The following is a 14775-nucleotide window of genomic DNA, read 5'->3' on the forward strand; positions in this document are numbered from 1 at the left end:
GTCGATATCATAAGGTTTTGTTGGTCGCCAATCCGCAGGAATCGACGGCAGGAAACGATCAACGAGGCTTTTGGTGAAGGCGTCGAAGGTCAGCGATGTGAACCTTTCGGCCTGACCGCGCTTACAGCGCTCGCGCACACGCGCCGCAAGGTTCTCGGCGGCGGCGGTCTTGAAAGAAATGGCCAGAACGAGGTGAGGCGCAGGGCACGCGCCAGTCTCGAGGAGGTAGGCGGCGCGCTGAGCCAGGAACTCGGTCTTGCCGGCGCCGGGTCCAGCCACCACGCACGTATTCCCCTGCCGGCGCAGCACATACCAAGCGTTAGGCTCTAGATCGCCAATGCCGCGCGGCCGCCAAGCTTCGGGTGTGACAAGCGGCATGGATCAGCACGCCCCTTCCGCCGGTACGATCGCTATCGCAGCGATCACATGATCGAGGAGCGCTTTCAGCTCTTCTGGGATTCCGGTTTTCAAGGCTTCTGTCTCAAGCCGCGCCAGGACACGCACATGCGTACTCGGCTTGCCGCGGCCGAGAAAGAGATAGCGATACCAGAGGAGTACGATATCAAAGCCTGCATCGTATAGTTCTGGCTGGCCTTCATCGCCGAGCACCGCGGCGCGAGGGTCGCCGGGGCGAGGCCCGCGCATTCCGGGCTCGAGTCGCTGATATGCGGCCAAGAAGGCGGTCAGCATAGAAAAGTCGAGATCAAGGGGCGCGGAGAAGAAGACTCCGAACCCGCGTAGCGCATTCATCCATGCCTGCAGCCCAGCGGTGTCGCGCTGATCGCCAGCGCCGAGCCCCGTCAGCCGCACTGCGATCTCAGCAGGGCCGAGCTCGGCGCCGAAGACCTCCATCGGCAATCGTCCGAGGGCCAACAATTGCTCGCAGGTCGTCTTGATCCGCCCCCACCCCCCGCCGTCGCGGCCCCAGTCGAGATCGAGCAGGGTCGCATAGGGAATGGCAAGATCGCTCAGCAGCCGCCAGAGATGGTTCACGTGGCGTCCGCCGAGCGGCACCATCGCCACGAAGGACCGATCGATCGGAAGATCGAGCGCCTCCGCCAAACGAGGCAGCACCACCTCTTCGGAGGCCCCTTCGCCGAGGATGACGAACCGCGCGAAGTAGAGCTCGGGATAGGTCCGAACCGCCTCACGGACGAACTTCGCGGCGTCCTCGTCACCCACAGGCAGGCGAATGCCTTTTACACGAGCCGTCCTGTCGGTGGGTTCGAGGCGAAAGTGCCGGACCTGCTTGGGGTTCACGCGTGCAAGGATGCTGGCGGAATGGCTTGAGACGAAGGCCTGGGCACGCCCCGTCGCGGTCAGCTCCTCGATCTGACGCACGATCCGCGACAGGTAGAAGGGCGCGAGGTTGTTCTCGGGCTCCTCGACCGCAATGAGCGTCAGGGCCGGAAGCGTCACGCCGCCAGCTTGAAAAGCCGCCCCGGCCGAGCCGTCGGCAATGCCTCTCTCGACGTCGAGAGCTGCGGCGGTCATCGCGAGGTGGAAGAGCGAGCGCTGACCGTCGCTCAGATCCTCGAGACTGCGATCGCGACCCTCCTCATCAGGGTGGAACACCACCTCGACCCTGCGGATGAATTCCTGGAAGCGCAGATCGACCGGACGAAAAGCTGGCTTGGTGTCGGTGCCGGCGCTATGCACCTGCTGCCAGCGCCGCTCGACGGCCTTTGAGACGAGATCAACGGCCGCCTCACCACCGAAGGCATTGTTCAGGCGGCCGCCTGCATCGAGAAACACATCCCTCATCGCCTGCGACCAAGTTATCGCGCGCCAGAGGCGGCCGCGCAGGAATGCGGTGAGTTGCGAGGTGCCGTCGCGGCTGGCAGGCACATAGATCATCTGGATGCGGGCGCGGTCTGTCGGCCGCAGGTCCGATCGATCGCCGTCCTCAAAGGGACCAAGCGCGCGAACCGCTTGGTATTTCTGCTCGATCACGCCCTCGAGCGAGCCATCATCCGTCCATCGGGCTTCGAACCGCAACCGGCATTTCAGCTGGCCATCCTGGTCACACGCCATCTGGTGGAAGAATTCGGGGACAGCGGAGTGGCCAGCTGCGCCGTCAAGCTCAGGAAACGAAAGGATCGCCTCAATAACGAGTTCACGCTCCGCGGGCGGCGCCGCCTCGGCGCTGGGCACGTGGAAATCCTGGCGGCGGATACGCCGATGGTCGGGGGTCACGCCGAACAGCCGCAGCAGCGCCTGCATCATGGCCGTCTTGCCAGTACCATTGACGCCGACGAACACGGTCAGGCCCGGAGGCATGTCGATTGTCGTGGTCTGCGGCCCGAAACACCGGAAATTGGTCAGCAAAAGTCGTTCGAGGTACATGGCACATCCGCATTGAAGGAGCGCACCGGGCTTCCCGTTCTGACCCGGGACAGCTCGCTCAAAGAGTGGCGAACATGGTCGGCCAATCTGCTATGACGGGGGCTCCGGACCGTAGGCCCGGCGCGCCTTGTGGTTCGTCGACGCCCGCCGCGGCCGGTTCGGGGGCTGATGGATAAAGAAGTTGAAGAACCCGGGCAGACGCTGGTAGGCGACTTCGTCACCGCCGATGAGCTGTTGTTTTCGGCCGCCAGCGGTGACCTCGCCGGTTTCGGTGCGTTGCGCGTCCAGCGGTCGGGCCTCATCGGACCCTTGATTGAATTGGTGCGCGGACGGCAACGTTACCGAGACGCCTTCGCTGCAGTGACGCTCGAAGCCCCGTTCGTCGCCACCATTGAGGCCGCGCTCGAGCACAACGTGGTCAGCGGGACCGATCAGGGCGCGCGGGCCGGAGTCTTTCCGCTGCGGAGGCTGAGCGCGGATGGCGAGCGATCGGACATATGGCGGCTTTGGGCCAGCCGGGCCGACCAAGCAGCGCTCGCCGCCGGTTTTCCGGCGCGGATCGCAGCCGAGATCGTCGGGGCGTTGGGCGAACTTCAGGACAACGTCTTCCGCCACAGCGAGGCGTCGCCGACCGGGATCGTCGCCTTCGCCGCGCGGCAAAGCGCGTTCGAGGTCGTGGTGAGCGACTGCGGCATCGGCGTGCTTGCCAGCCTTCGCTCCCATCCTGACTATCAGCGCCTCGAGGACGCCGGCGCAGCCTTGTTGGTCGCGGTAGCCAATGGCGAGTCCCGCTTCGGCCGCGAGAGCGGCTGCGGCTTCGGCCTGGGACAAATGTTCCGCGCACTGGTCAATCACGATGGCGACCTACGATTCCGCAGCGACGACCATGCGCTGGAGGTCCGCGGGCACAGCCCGAGCCTGCAGGGTCGCGTCCAGCTGCGTCAGAAAGCTGCCCTGTCCGGTCTCACAGTCAGTGTGCTGTGCAGGCCGGCGAGCATGCCGGGCCGAACGCTCTGATTGCGCCGGCGGTGCGAAGTCGGACAGCAACAACGCGGCGCGCTTGGTGACGATATTGTGGGCCAGCAGCTCGTCGATCGGCGCGCCCTTCGGGGTGGAGATCCGCGGCCAGCGCAGGCGGCCCGCTTCGGTCAACTCGGCGCGACGTCGCTTGAGGGTGCGGGTGAAGGCATCGGTTTCGATCAGCACGACCTGCGCGAAATGCTGCCTGAGGCGCTGCAAGACCTTGGCGCCGCCGCGCACCACGAGGGTCAAAGGACGACCCGCCGCGTCGGCCAAGCGGCAGAGGCGGTCGACATGCCAATCAACGCGATTCGGCGCGCCAGCGCCCGTCCCGAACTCGAAGGCGACGATCTGGACCTCCGGGCGCTGTCGGACGAAACGCATCCACCGCGCATAGTCGCGATCGGTCCGAGCGTTGAGATGCAGCGCCGACGGGACGCCAGCAGCCATCAGCTCGGCCCAGCCAAGCGCGATGCGCTTCATGCTGTGCAGATTGTCGGGGCGCGGTACGTTGAGGAACAGGCTGAAGTTGGGGGCTGTGACCAGCGCGATCCCGAGGTCTCGCAGCGTCGCGTGGATTACGTCCCGATCTGCGAACGCCCACCAGGCTTCGAGCTTGATGTCGCGGTCGACTCCCGAGGCGATCACGACCGCCCCCTCGGCTATGCGGAAGCGGGCCGCCAGCTCCGCGCGCGTTCGCACCAAGGGTTGGCCGGACCCCATGTGGAAAAGCTCGTAGAGCGGAACCGCGACCACAGGCTCATTCAGCACGGCCTGACGGCTATATTTGTGGCCGATAAGGGGGATAACCGGCGGCAGATTCGGTGACGGAAGGGCAGCGACCTGCAGCGTCGACTCCAGATTGAAGCCGCCGATCTCAAGATAGCGTTCGAAGAAGGTATCGGGCTTGTTTCGGCAAACGGTGTCGCACAGGGCGGGGTCGCCACACGAGCATAAATCGTTGCAGTCGAACACGTCGGCGTCCGTGTGGAGACCTCCGCAAGTCTCGAAGTCGGGACAGCCGCCGCAGCCAAGCGAAGGCGCGTAGATCGTGGTGTCGTCGCGGAGTCGGTATGACGGCTCGAAGCGACGACTGGGCTCTTGCGGAGCGCGACGGGTCATTTGAGCTTGATCTCCGCCGTCACGCCGAGGACGCCGACACGCTCGACCACGGCCGGCGCCATGCCCTGGCGCGCCTCAACCGCAGCTCGCACGCTCGCCGGGGGATTGGCTATGCTGGCTACTTGGCGCAGCCCGTCGAGGACAACCAGTTCGGGGCCCTTCGACTGCACCAGAACCGTCGCGCCCTGGCGCGTCGCTCCTTTCGCGGCCAGCTTGGCGGTGAGGGTTCGACCCTCCTCCGACAAGCTGACGTCCATCAAAGTCGGCGACTTGGTGCGATCGAGGCCCTTCGCCCACCGCTTGGTGTAAGGCTTACCGCTAGCGTTGCGGATAAAATCAATCCCCATCAACAGGCCTCCAGAACCGGAGCAAAGGTCTTTGTTTTCCCTGAACGGCGCTCCATCAACAGGCCGCGGGCGGCGAGACTGGAGAGGCGATTGTTCCAAGCGGTCGGGGCAAGCCGTTCTTCGCTCTGTGCGGCGAGGCTTGGCGCGCTCGCCGTTCCTAGGCGCGCCACCAGTTCAAAGGTCGAGCGATGCGCCTCATCGAGCTCGCCGAGGATCTTGGGATCGCGTGGCTCGCCTGCACGGGCGAGACGACAAGCCCACATCGCGTCCTTACGGTGGCGTAAGAAGAACTCCAGCTCCTCAGTCACCGCCGGAGACGCATTAGCGATCACTGGATAGAGCGCCGGCAGGGTTGTTCGAGCGTAATCACGAAAGGCGATCACGCCCTCACGCAGGAAGGATGCGGTGGCGACCTCAACTCCATCGAAGTCAAGGTAGGCGGGCTCCGGGTCGGCCGATGGTCGCGCAGCGGCCACTAACTTTCCTAAGAGCTGACGACCGGCCTGAACCCCGCTGAGCACCTTCTGACCGTCCTCCAAGTCGATGATCGACAACTTCACTCTTTCGTCCTCACTGAGCTCAGTGAGGATGGCAAAGCTGTCTACTTTTGTCAAGCGCCGCCGTGCCTACCCAGCAGCCCTCCGACCGGTGCAGGCCCAGTCCGGAGACAGGAGGAGCGCATGGGACTCTTGAAAACTCGATAAACATATGCCATTTCGTCGCTTCATACGTATGAGGTTTCGAAATGGCGTACATATCACCAAGCGCGGTCGTGTCGCCCAAGGCACACTGGAAGCTGTTCACGGTCCTGCTCGACAAGGGACCGGGACAGGTCGCCTATGCCTTGGGCGAGTGGGATGGAAAGCCGCGTCTCGGCTTCCGCTGGAACGGGACGGACGACAATCCGATTGGGAATCCGCAGAGTCGCGGGTTGCCTACTTGGACGATGCTCGACGAGGACATGCACCTCGCGATCATTCAACAGCTCCCCGAGGACAAGCAGACGATCATGTGCTCGATCCTGGGGATCACCATCCCGCCGATGGTGGAGTTCAAGGTCGCGGTTCATCCCTCCGGCCGTCACACGCTCATGGCGCGCGCGAGCGGCCAGCGCATGTTCGAGGATGGGCAGGGTGATCTCCTGGCCAACGACGACGCTGGCGGCTTCTACAAGGCCGTCTGCGAGGAGATCCGGAGGCATCTGCACATGGGCACCAAGGTCGTCCTCGGTGAGCTATGAGCCGATGACGTTGGAGGAGCTCCGCGAAGCGCTGGCGGATAAGGCCAAGGATGCCGAGACCGAGCCGGACGAGTTCGAGCGCCTAGCGCTGCGGCTCGTGCTGGCGATGCCGGCCGATGTGCGTAAGGAACTCGTATCGTCGATGAAGGACTCCGACGAGGGCGAATGGAGCTTCATCGCCGAGCGCGCCGGACACGGCGCCAGGCTCGCAGCGGCCCAGAACCGGCATAACGAGGCGATTAGGCCGCCGAAAGTTCCGCCGCGCGTCACCTCGAACCCGCGCATTCGCGAGCTGTATTGGTGCGACATGCCAGAGGACGCCCATCTACCGGAGCTCTGGAAGCGGCGCCCGGTCATCATCGTCTCGTGGAAGCACCGCTATTATGGTGCCGTGACGGTGATCCCGTGTTCGTCTCTCGATCAGGACGCGAACGATTGGTCGGTCCGGATCGAGAAGGGCATCAACGGCAATCCGAGCTGGGCCATCTGCGATAAGCCGATGACGGTGGCGGTCAGTCGGCTCACGCCGGGCAAGGGCCGCATCCCGCGCCTCGGGGAAGCGGATTTCAACGCCGTCTTGCGGAAGGCCTTTGCCTGGCTTCCGAAGCTCCCACCAGAGCCGGAACCAGAGGCGCAGAAAGGCACGGTTAGGACCACCAACAAGCCAGGGAATTCCGACGGCTCACCGAACGGCTCTTGAAAAATTACCGAGATCGCGTATATCTGGAACCGCGATGGCTCGGTTATGAGACCGATGTCCACTTCCCGCAAGGGAGCGACAAGGCGAAGGGAGCGGGTCAAACCGTTCCCTTTCGTCGTTTTAGCCGGTTGCGCCGCACCTGCCAATCCGTCTTGGTGCATCGCGAGGATCCGCGCCGGATCTCAATCACAAGCGCGCATCGGTCAGCATAGATTGATTCCGAATGCTTATTGGACCCAGATCCTGAATCGCGGAATACTTTCCGCTATGATCGTTCAGCCCTATCAGCTTTACGTCGAACGGTGGAATGCGGCGAAGAACATGGCGCGCTTCTACGCCATGTCGATCGAACCGTCACTGTTCGGCGATGCATGCATCGTCCGCCGCTGGGGGCGGATCGGCACGCGCGGCCAAGCGATGACGCATCATTTCAAGAACGAAAGGGAGGCGGTTGACCTCTTCCTCGCCTTGCTTCGACAGAAGAGACGTCGTGGCTACCGCTCGCCTGCCCAGCGAGTTAGCGAGACGTCGAATACCGCGTGAGTCTCAGTGCGGTTATATAACTACGTTTCAGTAATCGGGCATCCTCGTCAAGCGCCACCCCACGCTGCATCTGCCAACGAGCATTTTGTGGTACGAAGCGGAAGGGCATATCTTGGTCGCCCAAACGCTGAAGCCGTGCGGGAGGATAATTTTGAATATCAACATGTCTTTGAAGTGCAATGAATGCTTAAATCAGACAAATTGTCGCGTTGGCATGAGCAATCGTGACGTACAGCCGTTGAAGTTTTCTTGCAATAAATGTGGAACCGTCATCGAAATTCATGTAACCGCCAAAGGAGCGAACACGCTCGATGATCGCGCCATCGCAGCAATCGCACTGGGGAAAAAGTCGCAAGAGCTTTATTTAAATCAAGGAGTCAAGTGGACGGTTACAAACGCATCTGAGGTGGCCTTAGAAGGAATGTTCGATCCTACGCTAGATTTTGTAGATTTACATTTGGACTTTCCAGTTGTGTTTGGAACCTACGTCCCAGGGAATACGCCGTACATGCAGGCGGTTGGTCGTTCGGGCAATCGCTTAGCTGTTTTTCATCGGGAGAGGCTGGGCATTATCAACGAACAGTATAAAAAATATCCAGAGGTAACTGAGTTAATCTCTAAATACATCAAGGGCTTCTATGGCCCTTTTAGCGATTACGCGAAAAAAAGATTCAAAATAACAGTAAAATCAAAGAAAATGGAGGACATAAATGCGACACTCTATAAGGTGGTCAATCATTATGTTTTGCCATTCACGTTGCCTCATGATAATCGGGAAATCGTTCAAAAATATACAGCAACCGTTATTGATCTAATGCAGAACAAGACGGGCGCAATGGCTGCTTTCCTGCAAGAGCTCTATGACACGAATTTTTTGGCAAATCTCCAGCGTGATTGTCTGAAGGTCTATAAGCCGATCTTTGACGCCGAATTGCCGCTGCGGCCTGCGCTCTTCCTGGATGTGGACAAAACGTACGCCGCCGCGAAGACGGCGATGCGCGTCAGCTCTCAGGATTTCATAGAGTACCGTGAGGTATATAAGGATATGGCGGAGGTGTTGAATCGACAATTGGTGCTGGTGGCCGGTATGGGCAATCTCATCGAACGTGGGGATCATAACGCATTCGCGGTAAGGACCAGTAAGAACGGAAGGCGGCTATCACCCGCGTCACTGAACGATTATTCCGATGTAGCATTGGGAAGCAAGCTGCAGGACCTAGACAGCGGATGGTATATAGTTGACCCGCTCGCTCATGACAACGAGCTGAGGAATGCGATTGCGCACAATAAGATTGACTACGACGATGCAACACAGATTATCACCTATTATCCGAAGCTGGAGGGAATGGAGCGGGAGAAGAAGCAAGAAATTCAGCTTCTCGATTACATGCACCGCCTGCTTGTGCTCTTCCGCGAAGTGCATCGTATTCATCATCTCGTAAAATGCCTCAACTACGCGCTGCTGATCGAACCGGGCGCTAGCATGGTGAAGCGTTAATAGACACCCGATGGAATGCATCAGAAAGAGGCACGCTGAAACCCCCATGGCCAAATATCAGCGCTTCATACGGACAATACACGCAGATCGCGGCATGAATGGCAAAATTGCTGGCAAGCAAGCACGCTTGAACATCTGAAATTCAACATGAAGAACGATCAGATAATACATCTTGTCGCTCCGTGATCGTAGAGTATACTGAAACCGAGAGGGACCGCAATGCGAATAGTAGCCGCAGCGACAATTGCCGCGATCACTCTGACCACGCAGGTCGCGAAAGCGGACATGCGGCAGGCGATCGCGGATCAATTCGGCATCGAACGCGGTTCGTTCGTACTGAATTTCCCGCCTCGACCAGGTTGCCTTCCAGCGTCCATCTTCACGGATGATCTGAAAATTCCTCTGAAGCGCACGGCGCGGGACGACCCTGCGCTCGATCGGGGTCCCGCATTCGATTTTTCAGCAGACCTGTCATTCGACGCGGGCGCCGAGGCGAATGCAGGCGTGGCCTCGTTCTTCGGTGTCAAAGCTGACGCCTCCAAAGCGTCGGATGCCAAGCTGGAGTTCAGGAATGCGCACGCCGTCGAGATGCTCGGGCCGGAAATGAAGAAGCGGGTGCTTGCCGATCCCGATGCGAAAGCGGCGGCTGAACGGAAGGTTTCTCCGTTCATGGTGTCTCGCGCCTTCGAGGGCAAAGTATCGCTGCGTCTGACCCGCAAGGCCGGGATGAGCGCCGAGGCTTGGGCTAATCTCAAGGCTCAGCCTGTGGAGGTGAAAGCGGGCGTCCACGTCAGTGCCGGGGATGAAGTCGTCATCACCGTGGACGATCCCGTCGTGTTCGCGTTCGAAGTGGTGCGGACCAACTACGTGACCACGCACCTTGCACCCGGGAAAGACCCAGACGACGTCAGGTTCGTGCCGATCCCCGAAGATCTCTTCGTCCGATGAGATCGCGCCAGCTCCGCCTGCGCCTGCTTCTGGTGGCCTTTCTGGCCATCGGCGGACCATCCGCGCAAGCAGATGACCTCGAACAGTTCTTGCGCACGGCAGTGGGAGCGCCCGTGGAGGCGCGCGTGGCCTGGCCGCCGGTCGCTCGCCTCTCCCCGGGAGATCGGGTCGGGCCTGACGGCCAAGTCATCGAGATGGGCGCCGCGGAGGCGAAGGTCGAAAAGCAGGCTGCCACCGCGGATCGCCATCCGATCACGCCGGACAAGCTCGACATCGGTGCCTTCTGGCCTTGGCGGTTCCTCGCTGAGGACCTGCGCCATCTCTCGCTGGCATTGACCCTCAAGGACGTCGTTCGCGAGACAGTGCAGGGAGGCGACCAGTCTGCCGCACCGGAACAGGGCTTCCGGGTGGGGACTGTGTGGCGCGCCCGGTTCTCGATCACGGTTTCGAAGGGTCCAGATCTTACCGAGGAGCGGTGGCAGGCACTGCGTGCCGCCGCGCTCAACGACGAGTCCGAAACCGTCAAACCCGGGGTGTCGACGATCCGGCTCGAACCGGCGCAGCAAGTTCCCCTCGTGTGGCTTCCCGCCGATGATCGTCGCGCCTCCCCCGCAAGCACGAAGGAGCGGCTTGTCGCTCCAAAACGATGGGCGCTCCTGACGGTTGCCTCGGGCGTCTACAGCTTTCTCCCTCCAGCCATGAACCAGGATTGGAATGCGGAGAACGCGCGTCTGGTGCGAGATGCGCTGAGCGAGTGGTCGCCTGCCGTGGTCAGGAGCCTCGACGCCAGGCCTGGCGATGGCCTGACGCGGGACAGAGTTCTCGCCTTCCTCGCAGACGGCGCTCGGCAGGCGAAGAAAGCGAAGGCCTCTCTCTTGGTTGTCTACTACGTAGGCCATCAGGCCCGCTCCGGGACCGGTGGCCTTACCATTTTCATGTCGGACGCTCCCGCCGAACCAGTCAGCCGGCTGCCGGCGCCAGCGACGAGCGTAGGCAACCTGCGGGAGCTCATGCAGGTCATCGATCAAGCGAAGGCGGAACTGGTACCGGACGCCGGGACCCTCGACGTTGGAGTTGTGCATAGACGTCTGTCGGAAAGCGGGATCCCGTTTGTCCTTCTCGTCGATGGATGCCTAGACGACCGCGCCTTCGCGGCCGGGCGGGACCGTCTCGGCATCGTCGTCGATCCACACGGCGGCGAGCCGTTCTATATCGGTCCTGGCGACGGCGGCACCGCGCTCCGGGCCATCGTTCGGAAACTGGAAAATTACGCGGCGGATTTCCCGTGGCTGCGATCTCGCAACGCCACTGTGCTCGGGGCGACACCGGGGACGCTGGCGTTCTCTAAAGCGAGCCCGAAGTGGCTGCTCGGAGCACCGGTGGCGCCGATTGCGCAGAAACTGATCGGCATCGTGGCTCGAACACGTGGCGCAGCGGACCGTCCCAGCCTCATCCGCACCCTGAGCTATGCCGCCGACCGCAACACCATCGGGCCGCAAGAGCTTTCCGGTACGGTCTCGTGGAGCGATTGGCTGCCGCACCTGAAACGCTTCGATCCCGACAGCTTCCGTTAGAATGGGCTGAACCACTCCGGGTTTTCCGGAGGCTTGTTGCCTTGGGTCAGGCGACCACGGCCTCATCTCCAACGTGGGTTTGATAGCGCGTCTGGGCCTGGGCGGGATGGACGTTGCCGATCGGTGCGAGCAGGCGGCGACGGCTACGGGGGCCGCCGGCCGACTTGTATGGCTTGTTGTCAGGCCTCCTCACCGGACAGCCCCAGCATGGCGTCGAAGGGATCGGATGGCGCGTCGCCCGACATGTTGGGGTCGAGCAATCCGGCTTCCTCCAGCGCCTCGATGTCGGGCAGATCGCGCAGCGAGGTGAGGCCGAACCGGGCGAGGAACGTCGAGGTGGTGACATACGTCAGCGGCGCGCCGGGCTCCGGCGCGCGCGGCCCGGCTCCAACGAGATCGAGCCGCTTCAGCCGCCCGATCACGTCCCGGCTCACCTCACGGCCGAGCACCCGGGAGAGGGCCATCCGGGTCACTGGCTGAAGGTAGGCGATGGTGGCGAGCACCAGCTGCTCGCCCGCCGTCAGCGTCCCTCCCCTCGCCTCCTCCGGGACGGTGCCGGCGGCCCGGATGGCGGGGGCGAACTCTGCCCGCGTGCGCAGCTGCCAGCCGCCGGCGACCGGGACGAGCTCGTAGGGCCGGGCGCGCAGCTCCTCGCGGATGTCGGCGATCAGTGCGTCGAGCCGGCATTCCGGGCCGACGACCCGGGCCAGGGTCTCGCGCGGAACCGGCGTGGGCGAGGCGAACAGCACGGCCTCGACGTGCCCCATCCAGGCGCGCCAGCGCGCCTCGGGCGGCAGGCCGGCGAGAGCGGGATCGAACGGGCGGGATCGCGCGCGGGCCACGTCAGAGGCCGTACAGGCGGAACGTTGCGCGCCCGGTCTGCTCGCGCACGACCCCGAGGGTGGCCAGGCGGTCGAGGAAGCGCCGGGCGGCCCGTTCAGAGCCGAGGCCGGCAAGGTGGCTCGCCGCGACGACGTCGTCGGCGAGCAGGGCGGTGAGGCCGTGGTTGGCGCCCTTGGTGCGAACGACCCGCATCGCACTCGTCAGCGCGTCCGCGCGCCGGGCGAGGTCGACTGCGCGAGCGTAGGTCTCGGCAAGTGCGGCCGCGTAGCCGGCCTGACAGGCGGCGATCCAGTCCGGATCGCTCACGGACGCGCGGCTGTGATCAAGCCGGGCGCGGAGCGCGGGCTGCGCCAGGGCGGTGGCGAGTAGCGGGACCGGATTGGCCCAGCCGAGGCGGGCGGCGAGAACGAGGTCGGCGACCATCAGGCCGAGGAGCACACCGTCCGGGCCCGGCATCGCGATCCGCAGGCGCGCGGCGGTGGTCGCGGCGGCGACGACCGGATCACCGGCGTCGTGGTCGCCGACCGTCAAGAGGAGGTGCTCGGGAGCGACGGCGGGGGCCATCAGGCTGCCGAGGCGAGCGAGACTGCCTAAATCGAGCCGCGTGGGCTGCGAGGCCAGGCCACGCCAGGCGCGGTGGAGATGCCCGGCCGGACCGGGATCGTCGGTGGGCCGGGTGAGGTGATGGGCGTCGCGGAACGCGGCGAGGTCCTCGCGCAGGCGGAGCAGGCGGCCGGTCGCGGCGGCGGCAACAAGGGCTTGGCGCAGGCGCAGGGTGCCGAGCCAGGGCGGCGCGACGCGCAAGATCTGATCGAGGCCGAGGAGGGCCGCGCCGGCCGCCAGCGCTGCCCCGCCCTCGTCCCGGCCGTGCCGGACCCAAGCCGGCAAGGGTTGCAGGATCAACGGGTTGGCAGACGGAGCCGCGGTCGTTCTTGTCGCGCGGCGAGCCGGTCTGGCGGGTGCAGCAGCTGTCTGATCCATACGCCACCCTAACTCGCACACGGCGGTTTGTCCGCTCTGATACCGGTCGAACCGCCGCGGGTGTCGTGTCAATTGTCATGTCCGGTAAGATTGCATTATCGGACGTTCCAAGCCATGGTTCTGGAAGCATGGCTGATCCCCCCTCCCCGCCTTCACCGGACACCTGCGCGCTCGCAACGGAGGGCTCGTTTGGGCCCCTCACCGTTCCTCCCGACGCGGGCACGGTATTGGGAACGGCGGCGCCGGACGGGCACGCAGGATCGCTGCTGACGCTCCAGCCGCTCGCCGAGGCCGCACGCGCCTACGCCGCCCGCAAGGACAGCCCCAACACCCGCCGCGCCTACGCCGCCGACTGGCGTCTGTTCGAGCGCTGGTGCCTGCGCCAGGGACTGGATCCCCTCGTCCCCGATCCCCGCATCGTCGGGCTCTTCCTCGCGGCTGCCGCCGACGGACACGGCCTGCCCCAAGTGAGCGTCGCCACCCTCGAGCGACGCCTCGCCGCCCTCACCACCCACTACCGCTCGGATGGAACGCCGCTCGCCCGCGGTGATCGCCACATCACCGACGTCATGGCCGGCATCCGCCGCAGCCACGCCCGCCCGCCGCGCCAGAAGGAGGCAGTGCTCGGCGGCGACCTGCTCGCCATGGTGGCGACGCTCGAGGCCGACCTGCGGGGCTTGCGCGACAAGGCGATCCTGCTCGTCGGGTTCGCGGGGGGCCTGCGCCGCTCTGAAATCGTCGGGCTCGACTGCGGCCCGCGCCAGACGACCGACGGCGCGGGCTGGATCGAGATCCTGGCCGAGGGGGCGCTGCTGACGGTGCGCGGCAAGACGGGCTGGCGCGCGGTCGAGGTCGGGCGCGGCTCGTCGGAGCGCAGCTGCCCGGTGGCGGCGCTTGAGACGTGGCTGCGGCTGGGGCGGATCGCCCACGGGCCGGTGTTCCGGTCGATCGCTGGAGCCAAGGGCGTCGTCTCGGCGGCCCGGCTGTCCGACAAGCACGTCGTGCGGCTGGTCAAGCGCACGGCTTTGGCGGCGGGCCTGCGCGGCGATCTGCCGGAGGGCGAGCGGGCATTGGCCTTCGCGGGTCACTCGCTGCGGGCGGGCCTGGCGAGTTCGGCTGAGGTCGAGGAGGCGCTGGTGCAGCGTCAGCTCGGTCACGCTTCGGCCGAGATGACGAGGCGATATCAGCGGCGGCGCGAGCGCTTCCGGATTAACTTGACCAAGGCATCAGGGCTGTGACGCCCGTCTGGAGGCGGAGAGGTCAAGAATAAATGGAGCGATGCAGGCGAGAAACAGGAGCTTTCCGACATTCGAGATTGCCGCTGGGACGAGCCTGCTGCCTGGGCCAGCTGGTGCAAGGCTGGTAAGCAGCTGCCCCCTCGTCTTCACTTCCGGACGCGAAGCGACCCGGCCATATGATGGAAGGTCGCGTGGCCGTGGGGTTGACGTTCCGCCGACCCGAGGGCGACCGATCGAGCCGGCGCCGGTGAACGGGCAACCCCGTGCGCGAGTTCGCGCCCGCGTTGGCGCAAGCTCGCCGGCCACTCCCCATCACCTCCCTCCCCTACTGCGACCCGAGGACCGTCGCCTTCCTCACCTCGGCGCAAGGGGTGC

14 protein-coding genes are annotated in these 14775 nt (G+C 64.0%); 7 read left to right on the forward strand and 7 right to left on the reverse strand.

Annotation, left to right across the window (positions count from 1 at the left end; translation table 11 throughout):
- The 5 genes from EOE48_RS10610 to EOE48_RS10630 form a co-directional block, all read right to left on the reverse strand.
- Positions 1-378: UvrD-helicase domain-containing protein (locus EOE48_RS10610; RefSeq protein WP_148239781.1), on the reverse strand; the 378-nt coding region annotated here is incomplete at its 3' end.
- 3 nt (positions 379-381) lie between these two features.
- Positions 382-2346: an ATP-dependent nuclease gene (locus EOE48_RS10615; protein WP_127728779.1), complete on the reverse strand. Its 1965-nt coding sequence runs from the start codon at positions 2344-2346 to the stop codon at positions 382-384.
- 864 nt (positions 2347-3210) lie between these two features.
- Positions 3211-4488 carry a hypothetical protein gene (locus tag EOE48_RS10620; RefSeq protein ID WP_127728780.1) on the reverse strand — a complete coding sequence of 426 codons (1278 nt, stop codon included), beginning with the start codon at positions 4486-4488 and terminating at the stop codon, positions 3211-3213.
- Positions 4485-4835, reverse strand: a complete 351-nt coding sequence (locus EOE48_RS10625) for a hypothetical protein (protein ID WP_127728781.1) — start codon at positions 4833-4835, stop codon at positions 4485-4487. The genes EOE48_RS10620 and EOE48_RS10625 overlap by 4 nt, the downstream gene beginning before the upstream one ends.
- On the reverse strand, positions 4835-5395 hold the full coding sequence (locus EOE48_RS10630) for a hypothetical protein (protein ID WP_246154118.1): 561 nt from the start codon (positions 5393-5395) through the stop codon (positions 4835-4837). The genes EOE48_RS10625 and EOE48_RS10630 overlap by 1 nt, the downstream gene beginning before the upstream one ends.
- 212 nt (positions 5396-5607) lie before the next feature.
- Here EOE48_RS10630 and EOE48_RS10635 point away from each other — a divergent pair, with 212 nt between their 5' ends.
- From EOE48_RS10635 to EOE48_RS10660, 6 genes are all read left to right on the forward strand, one after another.
- Positions 5608-6075, forward strand: a complete 468-nt coding sequence (locus EOE48_RS10635) for a hypothetical protein (RefSeq protein ID WP_127728782.1) — start codon at positions 5608-5610, stop codon at positions 6073-6075.
- Positions 6065-6775, forward strand: a complete 711-nt coding sequence (locus tag EOE48_RS10640) for a type II toxin-antitoxin system PemK/MazF family toxin (protein ID WP_210249560.1) — start codon at positions 6065-6067, stop codon at positions 6773-6775. Before EOE48_RS10635 ends, EOE48_RS10640 begins: the two co-directional genes overlap by 11 nt.
- 267 nt (positions 6776-7042) lie before the next feature.
- Positions 7043-7318: a WGR domain-containing protein gene (locus EOE48_RS10645; protein ID WP_127729041.1), complete on the forward strand. Its 276-nt coding sequence runs from the start codon at positions 7043-7045 to the stop codon at positions 7316-7318.
- Positions 7319-7532: 214 nt separating this feature from the next.
- Entirely contained in the window at positions 7533-8816 is a 1284-nt protein-coding gene (locus EOE48_RS10650; RefSeq protein ID WP_127728783.1) for a hypothetical protein, read from the forward strand.
- A 285-nt stretch (positions 8817-9101) separates the two neighbouring features.
- Positions 9102-9764: a hypothetical protein gene (locus EOE48_RS10655; protein ID WP_127728784.1), complete on the forward strand. Its 663-nt coding sequence runs from the start codon at positions 9102-9104 to the stop codon at positions 9762-9764.
- On the forward strand, positions 9761-11338 hold the full coding sequence (locus EOE48_RS10660; protein WP_127728785.1) for a hypothetical protein: 1578 nt from the start codon (positions 9761-9763) through the stop codon (positions 11336-11338). Before EOE48_RS10655 ends, EOE48_RS10660 begins: the two co-directional genes overlap by 4 nt.
- Positions 11339-11517: 179 nt before the next feature.
- On the opposite strand, the gene scpB is transcribed toward EOE48_RS10660, so the two are convergent.
- The gene (scpB, locus tag EOE48_RS10665; protein WP_127728786.1) at positions 11518-12105 is read right to left on the reverse strand and encodes an SMC-Scp complex subunit ScpB; all 588 of its coding nucleotides are present in this window, start codon (positions 12103-12105) and stop codon (positions 11518-11520) included.
- A 76-nt stretch (positions 12106-12181) separates the two neighbouring features.
- Positions 12182-13069 (reverse strand): DUF1403 family protein, encoded by an 888-nt coding sequence (locus tag EOE48_RS10670; protein WP_187371374.1) that lies wholly within the window; start codon positions 13067-13069, stop codon positions 12182-12184.
- Positions 13070-13290: 221 nt separating this feature from the next.
- Here EOE48_RS10670 and EOE48_RS10675 point away from each other — a divergent pair, with 221 nt between their 5' ends.
- Complete coding sequence (locus EOE48_RS10675; RefSeq protein WP_127728788.1) at positions 13291-14400, forward strand: tyrosine-type recombinase/integrase; 1110 nt, start codon at positions 13291-13293, stop codon at positions 14398-14400.
- The last annotated feature ends 375 nt before the right edge of the window (positions 14401-14775 follow it).

Source organism: Methylobacterium oryzihabitans, assembly GCF_004004555.2.
GTDB classification, from domain to species: Bacteria; Pseudomonadota; Alphaproteobacteria; order Rhizobiales; family Beijerinckiaceae; genus Methylobacterium; species Methylobacterium oryzihabitans.

Bases quoted from the DNA above. Each gene is read 5' to 3' on its own strand.
- EOE48_RS10615 (WP_127728779.1), bottom strand. From the start codon at position 2,346: ATGTACCTCGAACGACTTTTGCTGACCAATTTCCGGTGTTTCGGGCCG.
- EOE48_RS10620 (WP_127728780.1), bottom strand. From the start codon at position 4,488: ATGACCCGTCGCGCTCCGCAAGAGCCCAGTCGTCGCTTCGAGCCGTCA.
- EOE48_RS10625 (WP_127728781.1), bottom strand. From the start codon at position 4,835: ATGGGGATTGATTTTATCCGCAACGCTAGCGGTAAGCCTTACACCAAG.
- EOE48_RS10645 (WP_127729041.1), top strand. From the start codon at position 7,043: ATGATCGTTCAGCCCTATCAGCTTTACGTCGAACGGTGGAATGCGGCG.
- EOE48_RS10650 (WP_127728783.1), top strand. From the start codon at position 7,533: ATGAGCAATCGTGACGTACAGCCGTTGAAGTTTTCTTGCAATAAATGT.
- EOE48_RS10655 (WP_127728784.1), top strand. From the start codon at position 9,102: ATGCGGCAGGCGATCGCGGATCAATTCGGCATCGAACGCGGTTCGTTC.
- EOE48_RS10660 (WP_127728785.1), top strand. From the start codon at position 9,761: ATGAGATCGCGCCAGCTCCGCCTGCGCCTGCTTCTGGTGGCCTTTCTG.
- scpB (WP_127728786.1), bottom strand. From the start codon at position 12,105: ATGGGGCACGTCGAGGCCGTGCTGTTCGCCTCGCCCACGCCGGTTCCG.
- EOE48_RS10675 (WP_127728788.1), top strand. From the start codon at position 13,291: ATGGCTGATCCCCCCTCCCCGCCTTCACCGGACACCTGCGCGCTCGCA.